At 44.0% G+C, this 21,591-nt stretch carries 14 protein-coding genes; 6 read left to right on the top strand and 8 right to left on the bottom strand.

From position 1 onward, the window contains the following. Nucleotides 1–1,218, bottom strand: coding sequence for an AAA family ATPase (locus A3K86_RS18355; protein WP_068334758.1), 1,218 nt, complete (start codon nt 1,216–1,218; stop codon nt 1–3). A 1,353-nt stretch (nt 1,219–2,571) separates the two neighbouring features. On the opposite strand from A3K86_RS18355, the gene A3K86_RS18365 reads away from it, so the two are divergent. From A3K86_RS18365 to A3K86_RS18380, 4 genes are all read left to right on the top strand, one after another. Then, nucleotides 2,572–4,572 (top strand): replication initiator protein RctB domain-containing protein, encoded by a 2,001-nt coding sequence (locus A3K86_RS18365; RefSeq protein ID WP_068334764.1) that lies wholly within the window; start codon nt 2,572–2,574, stop codon nt 4,570–4,572. Between the two features lie 26 nt (nt 4,573–4,598). Next, on the top strand, nt 4,599–6,863 hold the full coding sequence (locus tag A3K86_RS18370; protein ID WP_232322028.1) for a patatin-like phospholipase family protein: 2,265 nt from the start codon (nt 4,599–4,601) through the stop codon (nt 6,861–6,863). A gap of 252 nt (nt 6,864–7,115) precedes the next feature. Then, complete coding sequence (locus A3K86_RS18375) at nt 7,116–7,670, top strand: sugar O-acetyltransferase (protein ID WP_068334767.1); 555 nt, start codon at nt 7,116–7,118, stop codon at nt 7,668–7,670. 184 nt (nt 7,671–7,854) lie between these two features. Then, complete coding sequence (locus A3K86_RS18380; protein WP_068334770.1) at nt 7,855–8,406, top strand: 3'-5' exonuclease; 552 nt, start codon at nt 7,855–7,857, stop codon at nt 8,404–8,406. Between the two features lie 72 nt (nt 8,407–8,478). Here A3K86_RS18380 and A3K86_RS18385 read toward each other — a convergent pair whose 3' ends face one another. After that, nucleotides 8,479–8,832: a RidA family protein gene (locus tag A3K86_RS18385; protein WP_068334773.1), complete on the bottom strand. Its 354-nt coding sequence runs from the start codon at nt 8,830–8,832 to the stop codon at nt 8,479–8,481. A gap of 634 nt (nt 8,833–9,466) precedes the next feature. On the opposite strand from A3K86_RS18385, the gene A3K86_RS18390 reads away from it, so the two are divergent. Next, nucleotides 9,467–10,528 (top strand): porin, encoded by a 1,062-nt coding sequence (locus A3K86_RS18390; protein WP_068334776.1) that lies wholly within the window; start codon nt 9,467–9,469, stop codon nt 10,526–10,528. 129 nt (nt 10,529–10,657) lie between these two features. On the opposite strand, the gene A3K86_RS18395 is transcribed toward A3K86_RS18390, so the two are convergent. Beyond that, nucleotides 10,658–11,230, bottom strand: coding sequence for a porin family protein (locus tag A3K86_RS18395; protein ID WP_068334779.1), 573 nt, complete (start codon nt 11,228–11,230; stop codon nt 10,658–10,660). 499 nt (nt 11,231–11,729) lie between these two features. Here A3K86_RS18395 and A3K86_RS18400 point away from each other — a divergent pair, with 499 nt between their 5' ends. Further along, nucleotides 11,730–13,727 (top strand): alkaline phosphatase D family protein, encoded by a 1,998-nt coding sequence (locus A3K86_RS18400; protein ID WP_068334782.1) that lies wholly within the window; start codon nt 11,730–11,732, stop codon nt 13,725–13,727. 94 nt (nt 13,728–13,821) lie between these two features. On the opposite strand, the gene A3K86_RS18405 is transcribed toward A3K86_RS18400, so the two are convergent. The 5 genes from A3K86_RS18405 to A3K86_RS18425 all read right to left on the bottom strand — a co-directional run bounded on the left by A3K86_RS18405 (nt 13,822) and on the right by A3K86_RS18425 (nt 21,546). Continuing rightward, nucleotides 13,822–14,748: a VirK/YbjX family protein gene (locus tag A3K86_RS18405; protein ID WP_068334784.1), complete on the bottom strand. Its 927-nt coding sequence runs from the start codon at nt 14,746–14,748 to the stop codon at nt 13,822–13,824. Nucleotides 14,749–14,908: 160 nt separating this feature from the next. Further along, on the bottom strand, nt 14,909–15,481 hold the full coding sequence (locus tag A3K86_RS18410) for an Lcl C-terminal domain-containing protein (protein ID WP_068334787.1): 573 nt from the start codon (nt 15,479–15,481) through the stop codon (nt 14,909–14,911). 2 nt (nt 15,482–15,483) lie between these two features. Beyond that, nucleotides 15,484–16,938: an Lcl domain-containing protein gene (locus A3K86_RS18415; RefSeq protein ID WP_068334790.1), complete on the bottom strand. Its 1,455-nt coding sequence runs from the start codon at nt 16,936–16,938 to the stop codon at nt 15,484–15,486. A gap of 29 nt (nt 16,939–16,967) precedes the next feature. After that, entirely contained in the window at nt 16,968–19,352 is a 2,385-nt protein-coding gene (locus A3K86_RS18420) for a proprotein convertase P-domain-containing protein (protein ID WP_068334793.1), read from the bottom strand. Between the two features lie 13 nt (nt 19,353–19,365). Further along, entirely contained in the window at nt 19,366–21,546 is a 2,181-nt protein-coding gene (locus A3K86_RS18425) for a TonB-dependent hemoglobin/transferrin/lactoferrin family receptor (protein ID WP_068334796.1), read from the bottom strand. Between the last annotated feature and the right edge of the window lie 45 nt (nt 21,547–21,591).

A 21,591-nucleotide genomic window follows, 5' to 3' on the forward strand; every position in this document is an offset into this window, starting at 1 on the left:
CTACGCCTCCTTATTCAGATTCGCCCAGTGACTGTGCATCACGCGTTCAAGCTCAAGGCCTACACGTTGGATAGCATCTTGCGCTGTTGAAAGGGTTTTCTTACCCCCTTCAAACTCTGCCGCTGTTAAATCAAACACTGTGCTGTAGGTATCAGCACAAGTTTCAAAAGCACGACTACGTGGCACCGTTGCCATCATCACTTGATCGCGTAACAAGTAATTCATCTCTGTCAATACAGAGACCTGCTTCTTGTTATCATCTTCAAACATGGTTGGCATCAAACGAATAAACTCAAGCCCATGCCACTCTGTCGGGAACATTTCATACACAGTCGGCAAGTGTTGGAAGAAGTTAACCGTTGACGCCCAGTCAAGACGCTTCGCTGCACATGGAATGATCAACGCATTGGATGCATACATCGCATTCCATACTAATGGGTCAATGTGCGGACCAGTATCGATCATAATAATGTCAAATTCGTCGGCGATTGGGTCAATAACCCGCTCTTTTAGCAAACGAACAATATCAAGATCTTGGTTTACAGCCAGATCTTGCCATGCATCAGCATTGAACATCGCATCTTCAGGGAAGGCTGCAATGGTCTTTAAATTTGGGTACTGGGTTGGCAAAACCACATTGTTCATCAAGAAATCTTTGTCCATTTCTTGACCTTCAGGAACATTATTCAACATCACATCAACGGCTGAATAAATCGTTTCCTGCTCACCAATACTGATTTGTGGATTCAAGAACAAGCGCAATGAACCTTGGGGATCAAGGTCAATCAAACAGATGCGGTAACGTTTATCTAAGTCCAACGCCAAGCAAGCAGCAAGGTGAACTGCCGTCATGGATTTACCCGTACCACCTTTCTGGTTTTGAACATTCACCACCCAAGGTTTACGCCCGGCACCTTCACGCTCATAAAACGCCGGCTTCTTTGCAGCATCCATCAACTGGTGTGCTTCTTCTAGCGTGATCGAGTAGTGGTTTGCGTTATTTTTAGTAAATTGATGACCAGTCGCTTCCATACGAGAAATCGCGTCATCCAATTTACGACGAGTTAACCCCGAACGCGTTTCCATTAAAGCTTTCGACATCGGAGGAAAATGCTCTTCGCGGCGCTCTTCCAAAACGATCTCAATACGGTCCGCCTGAACCTGTTTTGTTTGCTCGGCAATATTGAGCAAGTTCTCTATTGTTTGTTCCCTGTTCATTATCACTTTTTACCCCTGACAATCATGTTTGCTATTGTACAGCAAAATCAAGCATCAACAATAAAAAGCTGAACAAACTTGCAGTTAGATAAAATTGATTCAAAAAGCCGCTATTTCACTTTTTATCGTGACTCTTTTTACGACTAAAGTCACACCTTTGGCACCTCAAATAAAAGTGTTACAGCGTCACGCATTTACAATGTAAATCTAACTTTTAGCCCTTATAGCCTCGGAAGCGTGAAAATCAGCCTCCAAATTACGGAGCATGTCATTTCAATTTAAATGCGATCAAAAATCACGCTATTTTGGCCATCAGCTGAAATCAGTCCAATTTCACTATCAAATTAGGCTGAAATTAATAAAAACGCCTAAAATCAACAACACAACCTTGATCATGTATCCGAGTCATTCCGTTGCGCGATATCAGAAACCTGACAATGAAGAGGGGAGGGAGGATATCAACGCGCAGGAAATAGAACTTACTTGATCATTGTTCCAGCCGTTATAGCGATGCATTGAATCAATGATCAAGGGAAATTCACAGCTGAAAAACGCGTAGATCTGAGATAAAATCTCATCATGGGTGATCGGATCGATGATCAAGTAATTGGATCTCAGGTCATTTATCTCGGAAGCATGTAAAATAGCCGCCAAACTACGGTAAGTGCCCTTTCAATAAGGGTTCGTGACAAAAACGAACGGCAAGATTGGTTCTACTCAGTGCGTTAAAATGCCAATTCGTTAAATTGAAAAACAGAATTTACCGCTTGATCATCCATCCGGCGTCGGACACATGTAAACTAGAGCCGAGTTTACGGTGATTGTCTTTTCGAATTTTGTATTTCAACCTGTTTTAGCACTCGCTTTCACAACCAAGCACCGTAAAAACAACTCAAATACGTGCGATCAACAACTACATGATCATCTTTCCGACTTATTTGAAGCCTGAAAATGGTCCAATTGGCGATCGGTTTCGATCATAATCACTACCAGCAAAGAATAAGCTGTGGATAAACTGTGTTTTCTGCATGATCATTGTTTCACTATTAAGATGATCATGCTTTCATGTCTCTAATGATCATCGATCCGTTGCCATGATGATCATTGTTCTTTGACTTATATGATCATCTATCCGTGACTATGTTGATCATCGTTCTGAAGTAACCATTTTTTTACTTTATTAAATTCAGTCACTTAGAGTGAAGTTGGCAACCTGATCATATAATCATTTAATCAATAAGATCACTTTTAAACAAAAAGATCTTATTTAAGTATTTCAATAAAAAGAGCTTTCTTTCTTGTTCTATTTCTATTAATCTTTCGGAAAGATGATAGAACTACGGCTAGTGACAAATGAAAGGCGCCCCAAACGAGCTTAATGATCCCGTTGAAAAGATATTGATCCCTTTGCCGAGATCCCACAAAGATGGGCACTTATTCTCGATCCCTGGTGGTTTAGTGGATTGGTTACCTCAGTACCAACACTTTAAAGGGGTAACGAAAAGCATCGTTGAGTTACTGAACTTAATTTCGCTTCGAGGCTTATCAAGCCAAGACGGAATGGTTTCAACTACTGAATTGGTTGAAGCAACGGAAGGTCAATTAACTCGTGCTGCCATTCAGCAACGTTTACGTGCCGCTGTCACCATAGGTTTATTTACTCAACAACCTGTTCGTTTTGAAGAAGGGTTGGCGGGTAAAACCATGCTTCATCACTTTGTTAATCCGGCCTTGCTGATCTCACAGCTCGGTACTGGTAGCCTGCACTCACAACAGAGCAAAGAGCAAGAAAAGCAAAAGCGCTCCAAAGCCCTCGCGCAAAATCACGTGAATCGCCGTTTACTGACTGAGCATGGTTTAGGCACTCCGCCTTCAATGCCCGATGAAGCGGATCAAATTGTGGTTTCTCCCACCAGCTGGGCTGGGATCATTGATCAAGCGTTAGCGCCTCCGCGTACCAAGAAGAGTTACCAGAAATCCATGGTCGCCATTAGTGGCACGAAAGCGATCATCGAGACACGATCTTCTAAGTCGATCATGACGGTAGATGATCTAATGACCTTGTTTGCGTTATTCACCTTAACGGTGCAATACCATGATCATCATATTGAAGATTATGAGATCCAAGCGCGTTCATTGGCGAACAAAACACCAGTTTATATCACGGATATTTTGGCGTTACGGGGTAAAAAAGACAGTGGTCCTGCCCGTGATTCAATTCGTGAAAGTATTGATCGCATTGAATTTACTGACTTTCAATTGCATGAGTTAACCGGTCGCTGGCTAAGTGAAAACATGCCGGAAGGCTTCAAAAGTGATCGCTTCCGCTTCATTGCTCGCACGATCACTGCATCCGAAGAAGCCCCGCAAGAAGGCGATAACGGTGAGATCAAGATCAAGCCAAACTTGTATATCTTGGTATGGGAGCCGTCGTTCTTCGATGAATTGCTCACTCGCGATTATTTCTTCCTGTTTCCACCGGAAATTTTGCGTCAGCATACTTTGGTTTTCCAGCTGTACACCTTCTTCCGAAGCCGTATGTCACGCCGTGTTAACGATGCCATGCTGCTTAGCGAACTGAATCAAAAACTGGCGCGTAACATTGAATGGCGTCGTTTTTCGAGTGATTTGATCCGAGAGTTGCGTAAATTGGCGGATGATAAAGTCAGCGATGATGTGTTTGCCGTGAATCTTTGGGGCTATCATTTAACGATTTCTCCATTAGAAAACGATAAACGCTACTGTGATTATCAAATCGATATTCGCTGTGATGCCGATGAAGTGATCCGCTATTCGCGAGCTAAGACCTCTAACGAAGGTAAGCGCACCATGGCACCAACCATGCCAAACCCGTTACGCAATGAGATCTTACCTAAACGCGAGCTTGATCAGCTTTCCCAGATCATTGATGGGGAATTTGAACCGATCCAGCGTAAAGAGGGTCGCACCAAAGGTCGTTTAGGTCGTCGCGTGAAGTTGCGTAAGCACCTGGTTGAGATCAACGCTGACGAGTTAACGATCATTTTATCGAAATACACGTCACCAGAAGCGCTACAACGCAGTATCACAGCATTATCTGCTATGACTGGGCACTCTGCTTCAAGTGTATCTGAAGAGTGCCATGAGCTATTAGAGAAGCTAGATTGGCTTCGGGTAGCGGATCAAGTAGTGAGTTACGAAACCTTGAGCAAAACGGTCGAGTTGTACAATAGTCAGCAAGATGATCGCCACTTATCAATTGAGCGGTTAATCTCTGGTTTAGCGGTTCGCCGTAAAGTCTGTAAACTTGTCCATGAAGGGCATATTAACGAGCAGGTACTGACTGCGTTAGATGATGTCGCCCGTGGCGTGTAATGTCATCAATACATTGAAGAGGCTGTGTGAAAAAACGTAAAGGGATCTTATGCTGGGTTGGCGCGATAGCTTTGGTGCTAACCCCCAGTGCCTTGATGGCGCAAGAACGCGCGAAAATGGGCTTGGTGTTGAGCGGTGGTGGAGCGAAAGGTGCTGCCCATATTGGCGTGCTGGAAGTGCTTGAAGCTAACCGTATTCCTGTTGATGTCATCACAGGGACGAGTATCGGTGCGTATGTCGGTGGCCTCTATGCTATGGGCCTAACCGCTGAAGAGCTGAAACAAAAAACCTTGTCCGCCAATTGGGCGACGGGCTATGTGGATCGTGCCAGCCGTGATGATTTGTTGCTGCGTCGTAAGCAGCAAAGCGATAACTACCAGCTTCATACCGACATTGGCGTGACACCAAAAGGGGAGTTTAAAGCTAAACCCGGTGCTTTTCAGGGGCAGGGAATGGCTGTTTTGCTCCGAGATCTGACCGATAACCTACCGACTCTGGCTTCTTTTGATGATTTAGTGATCCCTTACCGTAGTGTGGCAACCGATATTGCCCATATGACACCTGTGGTGATTGACCAAGGGCATCTTGCTACTGCGATGCAGGCATCAATGACGGTGCCGGGGGCGCTTAGCCCTGTTGAATGGCAAGGCAAGAGCTTGGTTGATGGCGGAGTGGTCAATAACATGCCGGTTGATGTGGCGCAGCAGCTGGGTGCTGATGTGATTATTGCCGTGGATTTGCGCGATCCTTTGGTCGATGATGAGCAACTCAATAGTGCTTTGACAATTATTTCTCAGCTCACTACCTACATGACCAACAGCAGTGCGGATCATCAAAAATCCTTGATGACCGATCAAGATATTTACTTAAGACCTGATCTTACTTTCATGACGGCGCCTGATTTCGACAAAATGGGTCAGGCTTATTTGGCGGGTCGTGAGGTCGCGAGCAAGGCGCTACCTCGATTATTGGCCTATCAGCTATCGGAGCAAGATTACGCTCAGTACGTGAAGCAAAAGCAGGATCGTCGCAGTCAATTGTTTGTGAGCTCGGCGTATTACATTGATCGCGTCGAAGTTAAGAATCAAACCCTGCGCAGCGATCACGCCTTATTGACCTTGTTCGATCTTGAAGCGGGACGAGTGGTCACTAATCAAGAGTTGGAAGCGGCGGTAAATCGTCTTAACTCGCAAGATCTGTTCTCCCGCATCACTTATCAGATTGAGCAAAATGGTGATGAAAATGTACTGGTGCTTGATGTCACTGAAAAGTCATGGGGACCGGGCTACCTTAACTTCAAATTTACGTTCCAAGACGATTTCTCGCAACGCTCTGATTTTACCTTTGGTGCGCAATACCTTTACACCAATTTGACCGATAAAGGCGGAGAGTGGTTATTTGAAGCGGAGTTAGGCAGCTGGAAAAACTTTCATTCTGAGTTGTACTTGCCGCTAGATTACTCGCAGCGATTTTTTTCACAAACCTCAGTCTCGTACAGTAACGAATTGCGCAGTTTCCGAGTGGATCAGTTAGCACCTAGATTCGAGTTAAACAGCCGATCATCAAGTGTCGAAGGGCGCTATCAACAGAGCCAGTTGAGCACCGAGTTAGGGGTTAACCTTGGTCGATGGAGCTCCTACAGTTTTGGGCTGATTGGCTTGCAAGGGGATGTCACTATACCGTCAATGGACTTGACTGAGAGCTTTAAAGGTTACGGTGTGTATAACCGTTATGTGTATGATACGTTGGATAATCAGTTCTTTCCGACCCGAGGCACGCAAAGCTGGTTAGAGCTAGGATTACTGCGAACAGAGAGCGAAATTAAATCTAATCGCACTAACGACGATACGTTTGTCTATAACTTTCATCTTCTTAAACCGTTCAATTATGAGCGCCACTCTTTAGTCGCGATGGCTGAGTTTGCGGGCTCTGATTCCAATGAGCTGCTGCCTATTTTCGCGCAAGATCTTGGTGGTTTATTTAACTTGTCTGGCTATCACAAGTACGAGTTAAATGGTCGTCATAAGGTGCTAGGAGCTTTGATATATCGTTATCAGTTGGCTGATAACAACTTTGGTGCGTTTTCTACGCCGGTTTACATTGGTGGCTCGTTCGAGCAAGGCGGGATCTGGAATGATATGAGTCAGATCTCGTCGCAAGATGTTATCACCGCAGGTAGCCTTTTTGTTGGTGTTGATTCGGTGCTTGGACCTGTCTATTTTGCTTATGGTCGAGCTGAAGGCAGTGAAGACTCCTTCTATATTACGCTGGGTAATACCGTCAAAAACTAGGGTTATTATTCATTCGTGATTAAATACAATAATTAGCCAAAGGCAGTGATAATACTCACTGCTTTTTTATTGTTGATGTTTTCTACCAACTAAAAGCGCCCGTGTGCTAACTTAATTTCTTGTTTCTTCACCGAATGTGATCGCGCCTGTATTCCAGCGGCTTTTTGACTATTTTCTTATCCTAGGGGGATGTTGTTTTGCATCATCCCCACTTATGCTGCCCACATAATTTTTACCAAAATGATGAAAAAGATGAAGACTGAAAAAGAGAAGATGCTCGCTGGCGACATTTACCAAGCGTTCGATGAAGCGCTGGTGGCGGAGCGAGATAAGGCGAAAGGCTTGTGTTTTCGTTTGAATCAGACTTGCTCAACAGCGCGAGAGCAGCGCCGAGCAATTGTGGATGAGTTATTGGGTTATGTAAGTGATGCTTGGCTAGAATCGCCATTTCACTGTGACTACGGCTACAACATCAAAGTGGGCGAGGGCTTTTATGCCAATCATGGTTGCACCATCTTAGATGGCGCGCCAGTGCGCTTTGGTGATAATTGCTTGTTAGCACCAGGTGTCGTGATTGCCACAGCGGGACACCCGCTTGATCCTGTGACGCGAGCGGCAGGGGATGAGTTTGCCAAACCAATCACAGTGGGTAACGATGTGTGGTTTGGTGCAAATGTGACTGTTTGTCCTGGAGTGACGATTGGTGACAACGTTGTCATTGGTGCGGGCAGTGTGGTGACTAAAGATCTTCCAGCTAATACTGTCTGTGTCGGATCGCCTGCAAAACCGATTAAGCCGATTGAGTGATGACGACATTGCGGTAAAGATCTTGGAACGATGATCAAGGCGCTCTTTCTTTTCATCTTGATCATTGATCCGAAAATAAGCTTTGGTGGTGGTTTTATCTTAAGCAAACTGATTGGCTAAGGCGTTATTTGAGGTGAAAAATGGTATGCTTGCGGGCTGTGTGTAGCTCCATGCTGGAAAGATAATGAATTATAACCGAATTGTCTGTTTTGACCTCGAAATGTGTTGCTGGAATGATGATCGCAAAGCGCGAACAGGTGAAATCATAGAGATCGGGGTTGCTGAAATAGACTTGCAGCGTGGTGAAGTGGTCCGCCGTGCTCAGCATTATGTGTTGCCTGAGCATGATGAAATCTCCCCATTTTGTACTGAGCTGACCGGGATCAAACCTGAAATCGTTGAAAAGAACGGTAAACCATTGGCGACAATCCTCAAGTCTATCGAGCAAAAGTTTGGTGGTCGCCATAAGATCTATGCTGCTTGGGGGCATGATGATCGTATTTTGCAGGCAGAATGTGAAGCCAAAGGGCTCAAAATGCCGTTTCAGGAGTATTTAAACGTAGCGACTTTATTCCGTTTACAGCCTGAAGTTCATAAGAAGCGATGTGGTCAGCGTGCAGCGATGGAGATGGCGGGAGTCGAATGGGAAGGGCGTCAGCATTCCGGTTATATCGATGCGTACAATTTGGCTCGCTTAACCTTAACCTTATTTCCTAAGCCACAGTCAGAAGAGTAAACCCGCTTTTGCTCAAATACTAAAAAGCCGCTGAGATATTCAGCGGCTTTGTCATTAATGGCTTGCTGTAACTTAATCTTTTAGTGCTGCTGTTACGATTAGCTCAACTTTTAGCTCTGGACGCGCTAGTTTCGCCTCACCACAAGCACGTGCCGGCGCATGACCTTCTGGGATCCAGTTGTCCCATACTTCGTTCATTTCTTGGAAATCTGCCATATCTGCAAGCCATACGATAACTTGTAGCATGTGCTCTTTGTCACTACCTGCTTCGTTAAGTAGTACTTCTACGCGACGTAGTGCTTCTTTTGTTTGATCAGCAACGCTGTCACCCGCGATACCAACTTGGCCACAAAGGTAAACAGTGTTGCCGTGCTTAACAATTTTACTCATACGCTGGTTGGTTTGTTCACGTTGGATAGTCGTCATTGTAGTGCCCTATAAAATGCAGAGTTTGTTGCAGTTTTAGCTTATAACTGCAAATTTTGTTGGTTCGATGTTATATCAGAAAAGGGGGCGATCGCAATATAAATGCGAGAAAAGCACTCAGCATGATGGGTTTTATTTAACTGATTTGGTATTGATTTGTGTTTTGAGTTTTGTGTGAATTATTCGTGTCAAGAATAATTATGTGCTGGCTATGAATATCGTTAAAAAGTCATAGTCAATAAAGTTCAAAAATATTGTTAAATATCTAGAATAAAAAAGAATAACAACCTTTACCTATCTTATAAAAAGTAATGAATGATAACTGAATAAATATTAGTCAGTGTTAAGTGGGATATTCTTTAATTTATCGCCATATGAATACTGTTGATGCCAGTGTTTATGGTGTTTTGTTGTACTTTTGGTTCGTTTTTTAACAAATTAAAATGAATATTTTTTTAGTTTTAAATTGTGTGTTAATTGTGCTAATTGTTCAGCTTATATTTTTGTTTGTTAAAATATTGTGATTTCGTTGTGCGTTTTGCTGTTGTGTCAGCATTTTTTTCCTGATAGGTTTTTGTCAGCAGGTTAAGGAAAGAATCTGCAATTAAGGAATATAAAAATACAGGATAGTATGATGAAAAAAACACTTCTAGCAGTAGCAATCCCTTCTCTTCTTTTTGCAAACATGGCCTCAGCGGCAGAAATTTATAAGTCAGATCAAGGATCGGTCGACTTTTATGGCCAATTACGTACCGAGCTTAAAAAGAACCCTGATAAAGAAGTCACTCTAGGTGCAGGTTCATCGCGTGCCGGTGTAACAGCGCAGTACACCCTGGCTGAAGGTGTGGATGTGTTCGGTAAGGTCGAGTTTGGCCTTGAAGGTAAAGGCGATTACGTAATGAAGAACCGTCTCCACATTGCGGGGGTGGCGACGGATTTTGGTAAATTCTCTTTTGGTCGTCAGTGGGTAGTATCAGATGAAGTATGGGGTGCGGAATATTCTTACTTCTTCGGTGGTACGGGTCTTCGTCACGCAACACTTTCTGGTGCACGTCACGATGCACTGATCAAATATAATTACGATGGCGAAAACTTCTGGGTAGCAGCAAACTACGGTTTAGATGAAGATGATTCTAAACAAGAGTTGGCAGAACTGTATGCAGGTACCTCGATTGGTGATTTCAACCTACATGTTGGTGGTGGTCAAAATACCGCGAAAAATTACAAAGTAGGTACAGATAAAACGACAGATCCTACGAAACCAGCAGATGTAAAAACTGATCTTCGTAATACCTACTTTGAAGGTACTGCGGAATATAGTTTTGGTGCAGCGCTAGTTGGCTTTACTTACTACAATGCAACGCTTGAAGATCTGAAATCACCAGCAGAAATTAAAGAAGATGCTTTCACTGTCGGTGGTACTTACGCAGTGACAGATAAAGCAACAGTTTACTCTGGTTTTGAATACGTTAAACAGAAAACCAGTGGTCTAGATACTGAAGATGGTGACGGTAAAAACTTCTACCTAGGTACAGTGTATAAGTTTAACAGCTGGGCACGTATCTATGGTGAGTACGGTTATGCGAAAGGTACAACAACGGGCTTCACTAATAAAGGTTCTGACAGCTTTGTTGGTCCAACAAAAGTGAAAGACGGTGAAAACCTATTTGCAATCGGTGCACGTGTTTACTGGTAAGCCGATACTCTGAGACCTTTTCTTTTTGCCCCGCCTAATGTTAGGCGGGGTTTTTTCGTTTAAGGGGAAGTAAAAAGCCCAGCTTGAAAACTGGTATCAAGCTGGGCTATGGATGCAGTTTTGGTGATATTAGAACTTGTAGTTCACCATGATGCTTACTGTATCGAGATCAAGGTCATTGTATTCCGGAATATCAACCGAAGAGAATTTGTATTCAGCGGCAAGAACAAAATGCTCATTAAATGTCGCACGTACACCTGTACCTAATGCAAGCGCATATTCGTTTTCGTCGAACTTCCCTTGATTGGTGTCTGTTTGCGCATTGATATTCTCAATACCAATGAGCCCATAAGGCTTAATTTGGAAGTTATTTTTGCCCACAAACGTGTAGCCAATATCGCTATATAAGCCCCAAGTTGTAATATCCACTTTACCCGGTAAGCGAGAAGGATTTTGATCATTATCGTTATCAAAAGTCGCGTCTGAGTAGCGTCCTACGATACCGACAATACGGTTAAAGTCGTATCCGGCTTCAAGAACAAAACCCGTTGCATCATCGATCAGTTCGTCTGACTCGTGATTTATGACCCCGCCACCTACTCGAAAGCCTGAAAAAGATACTTGTGAGTCTGGTTCTGTTTCTGCGAAAGCAGAGCAGGAAATGAATAGCGGCAGCATAGCCATCATTAATTGCTTTTTCATTAATCAACCTTAATTTGCGCATAAAGGCAGTACTCGGCTTATCGTTCATTGCAATAATGCCAAAGTAAATCCATTGCCTGAAATGTTGTAGTTATAGTAATTAGCGTGCTGTCTCCATCAAGTTTCAGCCGCTAATTTAGTTGTAGCACTTATAAGACATATTAAAAGTGATAGCCGCTATCTTATTGTTTAAATTAAAGTCATCTCTCACATTTTAGTGAAGTGATGGTCAACGAGATCGCTTTTATCTCGACATAGTAAGCAAATTATTAGTTATGTGCTTGCGATGCGTTGATATGCTCATTAGTGCTTTTGTAGTGCAATAATATCGTATTTATCCTGACTGTCAGCTTGATAGATGTGTCAATATTACGCTTTGTCTCAGTCTTGAGGCAGTATCTTTCGGTGTCTTCATTTTGCGATAAGTTGTTGTAGTATGGGAGGCTATTGCAAGTTTGCTTTAGATTGGTTGGCGTGAGGTATATTCAACGGTATGGGCATGACGGCGGAAAAAAATAATAACGATACCTTAGTGAGTGTTAAGCATACTGAATTACCTTTGGTGCTGGCGGGTCCGATTGTTCGCAAAGCAACGGCTCAACACTTGTGCTTATGGTTAGTGTGCTCGCAGCCTTTAGAAGGGCTGTTTTCGCTCTATTTATCCGGCGAAACGACACCGATTTATCAAGCCAAAATTACAGCGCAAGATCAGCTTCAAGTAGGACGGCATGCGTGGGTCGTGCTTGCTCAGTTTGAAGGGGAGTTCCCCACTGATGAAGCGCTCGATTACCAGCTGTTAACTCAGGAGGGTGATATCGTCACCTTGCTGCCTCATTTGCGTTATGGCGGTGAGGAGAGGTTAAGCCTCATTATTAAAACTCAGGCCGATTATGTACTCCATGGCTCTTGTCGTAATCCACACCACGAAAGTGCTGATAGTTTGGTTGCCGCAGATGCCAAAATAGCGACCCAAGCGGTGATGGAGCGTCCTTCACTGCTGATGATGAGTGGCGATCAAATCTATGCTGATCATGTTGCAGGGCCAACGTTGGATGCGATTGAGCAAGTTATTTCCTTATTAGGCTTACCTGACGAGACTTTTCCCCTTGCTGAGCAAGCGACAGCAGGGGAAGCAGGTGTGGGTAAACCACTCCTTTCAAGCCAAGAGTTATATCAAAGCCCGTATCACCTATACGGGCGTGATCATCTACTGCCACATCATATTGATAATACACGTAACTGGAATCGTCTTTGCCGCTGGCTTCCTCGCTTATCTCCTTGGCAAGAGGCGATTTTTAGCTCGCGTGAGAGCGAAAACCATCTCATCACTTTTGCTGAATATTTTGCGATGTACTTGTTGGTCTGGTCACCAACCATGTGGCAGTACGTTGATATCGCAAGGTTGGAGAAAGCCAATTTTGTTGTGAATGGCGAACCATTAGCAGATAAGTGGCAAAAGTTATGGCAGCAAGAAAAACAACACATTGAGCGCTTTATCGTAGGCTTACCGCAAGTGCAGCGGCTAATGGCACACATTCCAACTTATATGATTTTTGATGATCACGATGTGACTGACGATTGGAACTTAACCGTTGGTTGGGAGAAAGCGGCGTTTGATAATTTATTATCACGTCGAGTGATAGGTAATGGTTTACTGAGCTATTGGCTGTGCCAAGGCTGGGGTAATGCCCCTGAGCATTTTGATGCCGCCTTTTTAGCCCATGCTCAGCGTTACTTTGTTAACCCAAGCGCTGAGTTACAAGATGCTTTTATTGCCCATCTCTACCGTTTTGAGCACTGGCATTACACCATAGAGACTCAGCCTAAGATGTTGGTGCTTGATACTCGTACCCGTCGCTGGCGGTCTGAGTCTAAGATGAATAAGCCATCAGGGTTAATGGATTGGGAGGCGCTGGTGGAAATGCAACAAGCGATGCTCAATCAGCCTGCGGTGATCATTGTTTCGGCGGCGCCAATGTTTGGGGTCAAGTTTATTGAAATGCTGCAGCGGATCATGACGTGGTTTGAACAACCGCTATTGATCGATGCAGAAAACTGGATGGCACACCCAGGATCGGCAAATACGCTACTCAGTATCTTTACCCATACTAAAACGCCCACGAACTTTGTGATTTTATCGGGTGATGTTCATTATTCATTTGCTTACGACATTAAGCTGCGTTTTCGTCGCTCAAGTCCGAATATCTTCCAGATCACCTCAAGTGGGATCAAAAATGAATTTCCCAACCGCTTACTGCGCTTTTGTGATTTGATGGATCGCTTGCTATACAGCCCGAGGTCACCACTAAATTGGCTGACGAAACGTAAGCGATTAAAGATTTATAAGCGCGATCCTGATACTCAAGGTCATCATCGATTGGTGAACCGCAGTGCAATTGGCGAGTTGCGATTAGATGCGGAAGGTAAACCCATTGATATTGCAATTTTAACCGCCGAAGGGGAGAGAGTGAGTTTTCCTCCGATTGAACGACGTTAGTCATAATTTTGCTGAATATATCGGAGTGGGGAAAGTAAATTAAATACCAGATCTAAGGTTACGATCTGGTATTTAGAATTTTATAACTCATCGCTTAATGGTGAGTATATGCGGCTAGGTTTTGGCGTATAGCGAGTTCTGTTTCATCAAGCCATTGATAACGCTTGGTATATAGTCTTCTTTTATTTTTATTTAGGGTTGAGGGATCTTTTCGTTCTGGTGCAGTTGGGATCGAAAATAAGAATTTATTTGTTTTCGTTCCATTATATTCAGCCCATAAATCATCGTAATCGAATGTCACTGAATTTCGTTTAGAGCCAACATAACGCAGGGCCTGATATATATGCCCTTTATTTGAAACGCCTTTTACTTCGTCGATTTGCCAAATTTTGGCAAGCATTAGCACTAGTTCAACCATTAAGGCTTTTGTTCTTAATCCATGCAGCGAGCGGGTTAAAGTTTTGATGACTTCGTTGCGATCGGCAATTTGTGAGGCAGGACCTTGCAACATACCTATGTGTAAAACGCGTTTATCTGAACCTGAGATATTAAATGATAATGAGTACACTTCTTTTGCATCTTCATTGATCAACTTAAGGCCAAGTCCGCCTTCTCGGCTCGCGCCACAGTAAAGGTTTACGCGGTATTTGGCTTGTTCCCTGTCTTCAAACTCAAGCAAGGTTAACCCTTGGTATGACGTTACTTTTTCTGCATTCAAACCAAAAGTTTGCTCTATAAATTGGTAGTGTTCGCAAAGGTGTTGAGCGCGCTCTCGTGATGACCAATTGACGCATAAATACGGCTTTAATGGCTTTTCAATAATATCAGGGTTTTTATCTAGAACCGGCTTTAACGCCTCAGTATTAAAGGTGTTAATGATGGTCTTTAGTGAGTGGCGATAAACTAAGCCTAATAAGCAAAAGCGTGCATTCTTTCTTATTTTATTTACACCTTTGGAATTTGGGTGAATTTTATTGGCTAATTTCGGTAATGATGACAGATAAGTTGGAGTGCTATGCATAAAATATCAAACGTTGTTTTTTTATTAATCATAACGTTTTTATTCCTAGCTAACCAGAAGGATCGATGTCGCACTAAATGGGTATATTTGACGTATTTGTTGTAAAAAATAACCGAGCATATGCTCGGTTATTAATATAAATGTTTGTAATGATTATTACTTATTTACTGCTAACTAGTAAGACACCTAGTTTTGTACTTGAAGCATCAAAAGTTGTAGTTAAACCATCACCCATACCCACAGTAAGGATATTGCCTTTATTTGAGTAGGATGGTGTTGAACTCCATGCTGTACTTTCTAGTGAGAGGTAATCAAAGTTCAGTGGGAAGAAACGTTTGTTTACCGCGGGTGACACACAGCTTGATTCTCGTAATGACTGTAGCTCTTTAATGTTAGGTAAGCGCCACTCTTGGCGACCACCTAATTGGTGAAGAGGGTCAGATACGTCATTGTTAATGATTTCAGCTCGTTGCAAGGCTGCCTGCCAGTACATCCCCGTTACTTTGCCTTCACAGACATTGTTGGTTTTATTCCAAGTTTGGCCGAGGGCACAGCGACGCCATACCAAATCAGTACGTAGATCTGTTACTGTGCCGTCGTTGTTATCTTTAAAGCGTACATCTGGCGCAGATTTGGTTAAGTTTAAATCACACTCTTGGCTGGTTGCCATCGCGTTGGTGGTCATTAAAGCAAAAAGAGCGGTAATTAGAGTGCTGGTAACTGTTTTTTTCATTGTTATTTTCCTTGGCTAACCATACGTACGTTCATTACTGTTGGGTAATTACATTCGACATTTTCTTGTTTGCATAACAGTTGTACGCCTGCTTCACCGAAGCTATCACTAACCTGATCTAAGTAATTGTAAATATGCATTTCTTTAGCTTGGTTCGGGGCATACATTAAGCTTGAGGACCAGTACCAGCCAAAGCCTTCTGATCCACCGTCAACATTCGGGAAGTACTTAGTCTCTAGACCGATTAAGTTGTCGTCATCGTCAGTGGCGGTTGAACCAAAGTTAAGTAGATCGTATTGCTCGTTAAAGGTTGGTAGACGCCAGGTATTGATTCCACAAAGCTGCTCTTTATTCACCATCTCTTGGTACTGACCTGTGGTGTTAATACCTGACTTATTCGTTTTTTGAGATAGCTTGATCGCTTCACTATGAGGTTGAATACCACCTTTGATTTGGATAGCGAATTCATTTTTCTTCCAACGCGGGGAGGTTGGATCGTTAGATTTCACTTCCCAAACAAGTTTGGTGCGCTCATCTCGAACACAGCTCCATTCGGCAGCACTATCTGGTAATGCCTGACCTTTGGCATCTAGCTTGGTAAATTTAAACCCATTGCCAGAGTGGCTATTTTTTTCGGTTGCATCAAAGCCAATGTTGGCATCTTGCAGTGGGAAACCGGCTTGTGGGGTATCGGTGAAATCAGTACCGTCAAAGTATTGAGTGATACCGGTATCATTACCCACAAGACGGGCTAGGCTTTGTTGCTCTAGTTGCGCGGCTTTATCTGCAATCTCTTGCTCGGTGAGAGAGTCTGCAGTAATGAAGTCTTTTTGACTATGCAGGTCTTTCGCCAACGAACTCAAAATTCGGCTACGTTGCTCATCTTTCACAGATGCTGATAGCAGTTGAATGTTTTTATCAACCTGTGTCAAAGCGGGATCGTTAAAGTTATCGCTAAGATCACCCGAGATGCTCAAACCTTGCTTTTCTAGTTTGGCTTGTACATCCCTGATTGCTTCACGAGCACTAAAACCATGCTCCATATTAGCGGCTACTAAGGTACTGATACCATTAATAACATTACCTTTTTCTTTTTGCAGCGATGGTGTCGCTAAGGTAACACTCTTGCTGGTGTAAGCTCGACTCTGATCATCGGCAGCATTCAAGGTAGAAACTGCAAGTAAACGTGACAGTAAAATATCCTTGTTGTTGCTAGTGATACTAAATAAGCCGCTTTGTACTTGGACTTTTGGTTCACTAGGGTTACAAACCCAGTCTGCATTTAAGTCAACACAAACAGTGGTGTCTTTATCTAGGTAGTTAGATTGCACTTCACCTGTGATGGTGTAGTCCAGTTTTGGATCTGGCTTGGCATTGTTATCAATAGTGTTGCTTGAGCCACCATTACAGCCTGCAAGCAGGGTCGCAATAGTGATAGTGAGTAACGTTTTTTTCATGATGCTGTTTCTCTACAAATAGTTTGGCATTAACGCTTGATTGAACGACGCGTAAATAAGCTCGCTTTGCTATAGCCCAGCTGTACTAGGGCAAGGAGTGCTAACCAGAGTGCACTGCCGCCACCGCCACTGTTGTTATCGGGTTTAGGTTGTGGCGTTGGAATTGGGGTTACGTTGGCGTCTTTACACTCGTAATCTTTGATATGAGTGACACCAAATGACACCAGTTGACCGCGGTTGCCAATTGCAATGTCAGTCACTTCAAGGCGCCATGCACCAGACATACGAGTCCCTAACAGTTCCTTGAGCTGTGGGTGATCTGCTAGGCGGTACACTGTGTATTTATCGGTTTGATAATGTGCTTGATGGTCGTGCAAGGTGATCTGCTGACCATCAGGGGCAATCAAAATGACTTTCAATTCGCGGTGATCTGGGTGCGTTAACTGGGTGATCACCGCAAAATCATCGCCGACCGTCGCTTGATCGCTGTTGCTAAAGAAAGTGGCGTAAGTCACTCCTTTACGCATTGGCGTCAGTGGATTCGTACTTTTTTTGGCGTCAATCAGTGCTTGATTTAACGTTTTTGGTGACTGCGTAAATTTAGGCGTGCCGTACACAAACTTTTGTTGGAAGCTGAGATCTTGCATGCGTTGCTGGCTATCAAAACGCAGTGAAGCATCCAGTGTGAGATCGAGTGTTTGACCACACTGAGGCTGCTTAGCGAGTGGATAAGTCAGCTTATGGTGTTGTTTCGCTTTAAGTGTTAGCGGCTTATCAGCAGTTGCTAGCTTTTGTGTGCTTGCTTGCCCTGTCGCTGATAGTTGACCCGTTAAGCTCATTGGCTGTTGCGTTGGGTTGTAGATAACAGCGCTAATTTGTCCATTGTTTTTTGATGTTTTGCTATCAATAAACTGTGGTGTAGCCGTTAGCATTAACTTCGTGGGTAGCAAGTTATGCTGAGTAAAGTGGCGACGTAAAATTGCACCATACTCCTGATTTGGGTATAGCGTTTGTGCGGCGTCAAGAATGCTTTGTGCGGTATGGTGCATTTTCACACCACGCCCTAAACCGTAAAGTCCTTCGATGATAATACGGTTCATGGCATCAAAGGCATCACCATGATAGAGCGCAACCGCGTCTTTTAGTGATTGGAATAGCGGTGTTGACCACAATTGATCGGATAGCGAGCCATTAACTGAGATATGGGCTTGGTAATCCGCACTTGGGTAGTAGCGTGCTTGGTGATCATCTAGTCGACGGGTGCCACCTTTGCCACCGAAGTGACCATCAAAGTTAAATACCTCATCAAGCTCGAATTCAGAACCTTGCTGGTATTGAGTGCGGAATGACGACATACCTGCCCAGTAGTCACCAAAACCTTCACCAATACCGCCGGTATCACCGTATGACCAGTCAGGTACCACGTAGAAATTAATGGTGTGCCCAAATTCATGCAAGACCACATCGGCATCGAGAGTATCTGGTGAACCACCGAGACCAAACGACAACAAATTCATGTCAGCTAAGAACTTAGAGTTGTTCTCGCTTGAAGCCTGCGCATCGAATTGAACTTTCTTGTAGAACAGCTGATCAAAGCCTAGTTGCTCAACGTAACGTAACGAGCTATCAAGATGGTAGAAAGCCATTACATCGTAAAAGTAATTATGGACAAAGGTATTATCAGCCGCCTTGGCAGGATCAAGCTTGGTAATATCAATGTTAGCGATGCCGTCTGCAACAAAGGAGAGGTGCCCTTGCTGTGGCTGCTGCGCTTGTTTACCCGTTTCACCATCAGGCAGATTGATGATGTCGATTGCCACTAACTTGTCATTGGCAAGCACACACTTTGCGTCAGCTGCGGTGCTACAAAGCACAGGCATAGTAACCTGTTGGTAGTTAGAGGGCAGTGTATAGTTGGCAAAGTCACCATCTGTTGGCACCGGTTCTTGATTCATGGTGCGTGGGTCTGGGTTGTAGACCTGAGTGGTGACATTCACTGTTTTGGCCGCTGCTGGGATCGCTGGCTGAGTAATATCAAAATTGGTGCGCGGTTTTTCAATGGTACCGTCACATGAGCCAGACAGTGCTTCAAGCTGCGCGTAAATACGTTGTACTTTTTGTGTTTTATCAACACTTAGCACCAAGGTTTTATGACAGTTCTTACCTTGATCATCAATCACATCAAAGTTGTAGTGAGTACCGTTTAAACTTTCACGCTGGTAACGAGCAGTGAGATCGGTGACAACACTTGTCGGCTGCGCTTGGAAGTAATCAAGCAAGTATTGCTTCGCTTCTGCGCTGTTATTGATCATGGCAGCATTGGCTGGGTAGAGCAGTTCGGCAGCTACCCCCTGCTGGCTAGCCAGCAGGGAGAGTAAGCAAAGTGTGGTTTTATTTAAAGCATGCGTTTTCATCCGACATCCATCCTTAGAATTGGTAATTAGCATTGACATTGAAGTAGCGACCTGGCTCGGTTGAGTACTGTTTCGCACTTTCACCGATTCCAGCTACGTCTTGGTAACGAATGTATTCTTTGTTGAATAGGTTGATGACGTTGGCGTTAACGCGGAAGTTTTTGGTGATGTTATAGCTCAGACCCAAGTCAACGGTGGCCCATGCATCTGTAGTCGCACATGGCACTTTCATTTCGACATTGTTGTAACACGTAGGAGTGCGAGATAGCGGCATTGCCCCTGCGAAATTCAAGCGAGAGTAGGCCGTGATTTGATCCAGTGAGTAGTCAAATTTGATGTTGCCTTCTACAGGCGTAATGGTGCGAATTGGCTCGCCTTCGTTATCTTTACCATCAACAATGCCAATGTTGCCTGAGAGCTTCATTGCTTCATTGATTTGGTAAGCTGATGACAGCTCAATACCGTACGTTTTCACCCCAGCTAGGTTTAGGTATTGGAATTCCCAGTGAGTTTTATCTGCAGCTTGACCAACAGCTTTTTGCTCGATGAAATTGTCAAACTTGGAGTAGAACACGGCTGCGTAAAGCGATAGCTGACCATCGTCGTATTTACTGCCTAGCTCGAAGTTGTCACTGGTTTCTTGTTTAAGCTTTGCGTTTGGAATGATGACAAACGGCTTAAGCGGGTTAAATAGGTGTGGCACGTAGCCGTAAGTTTTATCGTAAGCGGGTGCCCTAAAACCGTGTGAGTAGCTTAGGTAGCTGTTAAATGCTGGCGTAAATTGGTATGCCACAGATAGGCTAGGGGATAGTTCACTACTGTTATTTTCAGTGATCTCGTGGCCACCAATCTGAGTGACTTTGGTTGGACTGAGTCGTTGCAGATCGTAACGAACCCCGGGTGTAATGGTCCAATTTTGCCATTCAATTTTATCGTGGATGAATGCGGCTGCCGTTAGCATAGTGGCATCAGCAAAAGAGTCTTTCACCGTGTCGCTCAGGCCACGCCAGTCATAGATGTTTTTCGTGATAGGGCGACGGTATTTATTTTGTTCAAATACGAACCCCCAAGCCACTTGGTGTTTGGTGTTGTCACCTAAAAGGAAGTCTTTTTTCTGATCAGCAGATAGCCCGATCAGCTCATCTTCATAGATGCGTTGCTCTACTTGACGGCGCTTCTCTGTGATCCCACTTTGCTCGCGATGCATGTATACATCTTTGAACGTGTCAGAATTCTTGAGGCGGTAGTAAGCTTTGATATCTGAGCTATCAAGCAGTAGGTTATCCAGCACTTCAAATTCAGCACCAACTTGGGCATCAAAGCTGGTGGTTTTGCCGTCTTCAAAGTATTTATCAGCAAGCCATTTACCATCTTCTTGTACTGGTGCAATACCGTCCTGACGCACCATAGTTTCTTTGTAATACGACAGGTTGGCTTTTAGCATCACCAAGTCATTCAAGAAGTAGTTATGGGTAAATTCCGTGCCGTAACCGTCGACATCACGCTCGTAGAGATCACGATTAAAGTTACGTGTTTCACCACCTTTCCAGCCAGAAACCAATAACAAGCTTTCATGATCGCCAAAGCGCTTAGCTAACGTAGTTTCTAGTTTGTATTTGTCGCTGATCCCTGCGTAACCCGCATTCACTTCAAAATGACTGTCTTGCTTACCGAGGTAATCACCTGGTTGTTTAGTAGTTACTACCACCACCCCACCGATTGCACCCGAGCCATACAGTGATGAGCCTGCGCCTTTGATCACTTCAACTTGCTTAACGTTCGCCATATCAAAGCTGTTGCGACCGGTCACATCGTTAAGATCTGCAGCACCATAACCATCACCCACTTTGACGCCGTTTTTGATAATCGCAATGCGGTTGCCTGACATACCACGAATGGTGATATTTTGCGGACGACCAGCACCACCGGTTACGGTGACACCTGGTTGGTGGTTGAGGGCATCATAGAGTTCTGTTGCCCCTTCTTGCTTGATTTGTTCATCAGAAATAACCGCGATTGAGCCGCTAGTTTTCGATAACGGTTGCTCGATTTTGGTTGCGGTGACAACAACGGTTTCCATCTCAATGACAGATTGAGGTGCTGAAATATCCGCCGATTCTGTGCTGTTTTCTGATGCAAAGGCGTGCGAAGCCAATCCGCTGAGTACAGCGAAGGCCAATGGGTGAAGTTTCATGTTGTTATTCTCTGCGTTAACTTAGCTAGTTATTAGGCTCTGTGT

The organism is Photobacterium jeanii, assembly GCF_001650345.1.
In the GTDB taxonomy this organism is placed as follows: Bacteria; Pseudomonadota; Gammaproteobacteria; order Enterobacterales; family Vibrionaceae; genus Photobacterium; species Photobacterium jeanii.

Bases quoted from the DNA above. Each gene is read 5' to 3' on its own strand.
- A3K86_RS18355 (WP_068334758.1), bottom strand. From the start codon at position 1,218: ATGAACAGGGAACAAACAATAGAGAACTTGCTCAATATTGCCGAGCAA.
- A3K86_RS18365 (WP_068334764.1), top strand. From the start codon at position 2,572: ATGAAAGGCGCCCCAAACGAGCTTAATGATCCCGTTGAAAAGATATTG.
- A3K86_RS18375 (WP_068334767.1), top strand. From the start codon at position 7,116: ATGAAGACTGAAAAAGAGAAGATGCTCGCTGGCGACATTTACCAAGCG.
- A3K86_RS18380 (WP_068334770.1), top strand. From the start codon at position 7,855: ATGAATTATAACCGAATTGTCTGTTTTGACCTCGAAATGTGTTGCTGG.
- A3K86_RS18385 (WP_068334773.1), bottom strand. From the start codon at position 8,832: ATGACGACTATCCAACGTGAACAAACCAACCAGCGTATGAGTAAAATT.
- A3K86_RS18390 (WP_068334776.1), top strand. From the start codon at position 9,467: ATGAAAAAAACACTTCTAGCAGTAGCAATCCCTTCTCTTCTTTTTGCA.
- A3K86_RS18395 (WP_068334779.1), bottom strand. From the start codon at position 11,230: ATGAAAAAGCAATTAATGATGGCTATGCTGCCGCTATTCATTTCCTGC.
- A3K86_RS18400 (WP_068334782.1), top strand. From the start codon at position 11,730: ATGACGGCGGAAAAAAATAATAACGATACCTTAGTGAGTGTTAAGCAT.
- A3K86_RS18405 (WP_068334784.1), bottom strand. From the start codon at position 14,748: ATGCATAGCACTCCAACTTATCTGTCATCATTACCGAAATTAGCCAAT.
- A3K86_RS18410 (WP_068334787.1), bottom strand. From the start codon at position 15,481: ATGAAAAAAACAGTTACCAGCACTCTAATTACCGCTCTTTTTGCTTTA.
- A3K86_RS18415 (WP_068334790.1), bottom strand. From the start codon at position 16,938: ATGAAAAAAACGTTACTCACTATCACTATTGCGACCCTGCTTGCAGGC.
- A3K86_RS18420 (WP_068334793.1), bottom strand. From the start codon at position 19,352: ATGAAAACGCATGCTTTAAATAAAACCACACTTTGCTTACTCTCCCTG.
- A3K86_RS18425 (WP_068334796.1), bottom strand. From the start codon at position 21,546: ATGAAACTTCACCCATTGGCCTTCGCTGTACTCAGCGGATTGGCTTCG.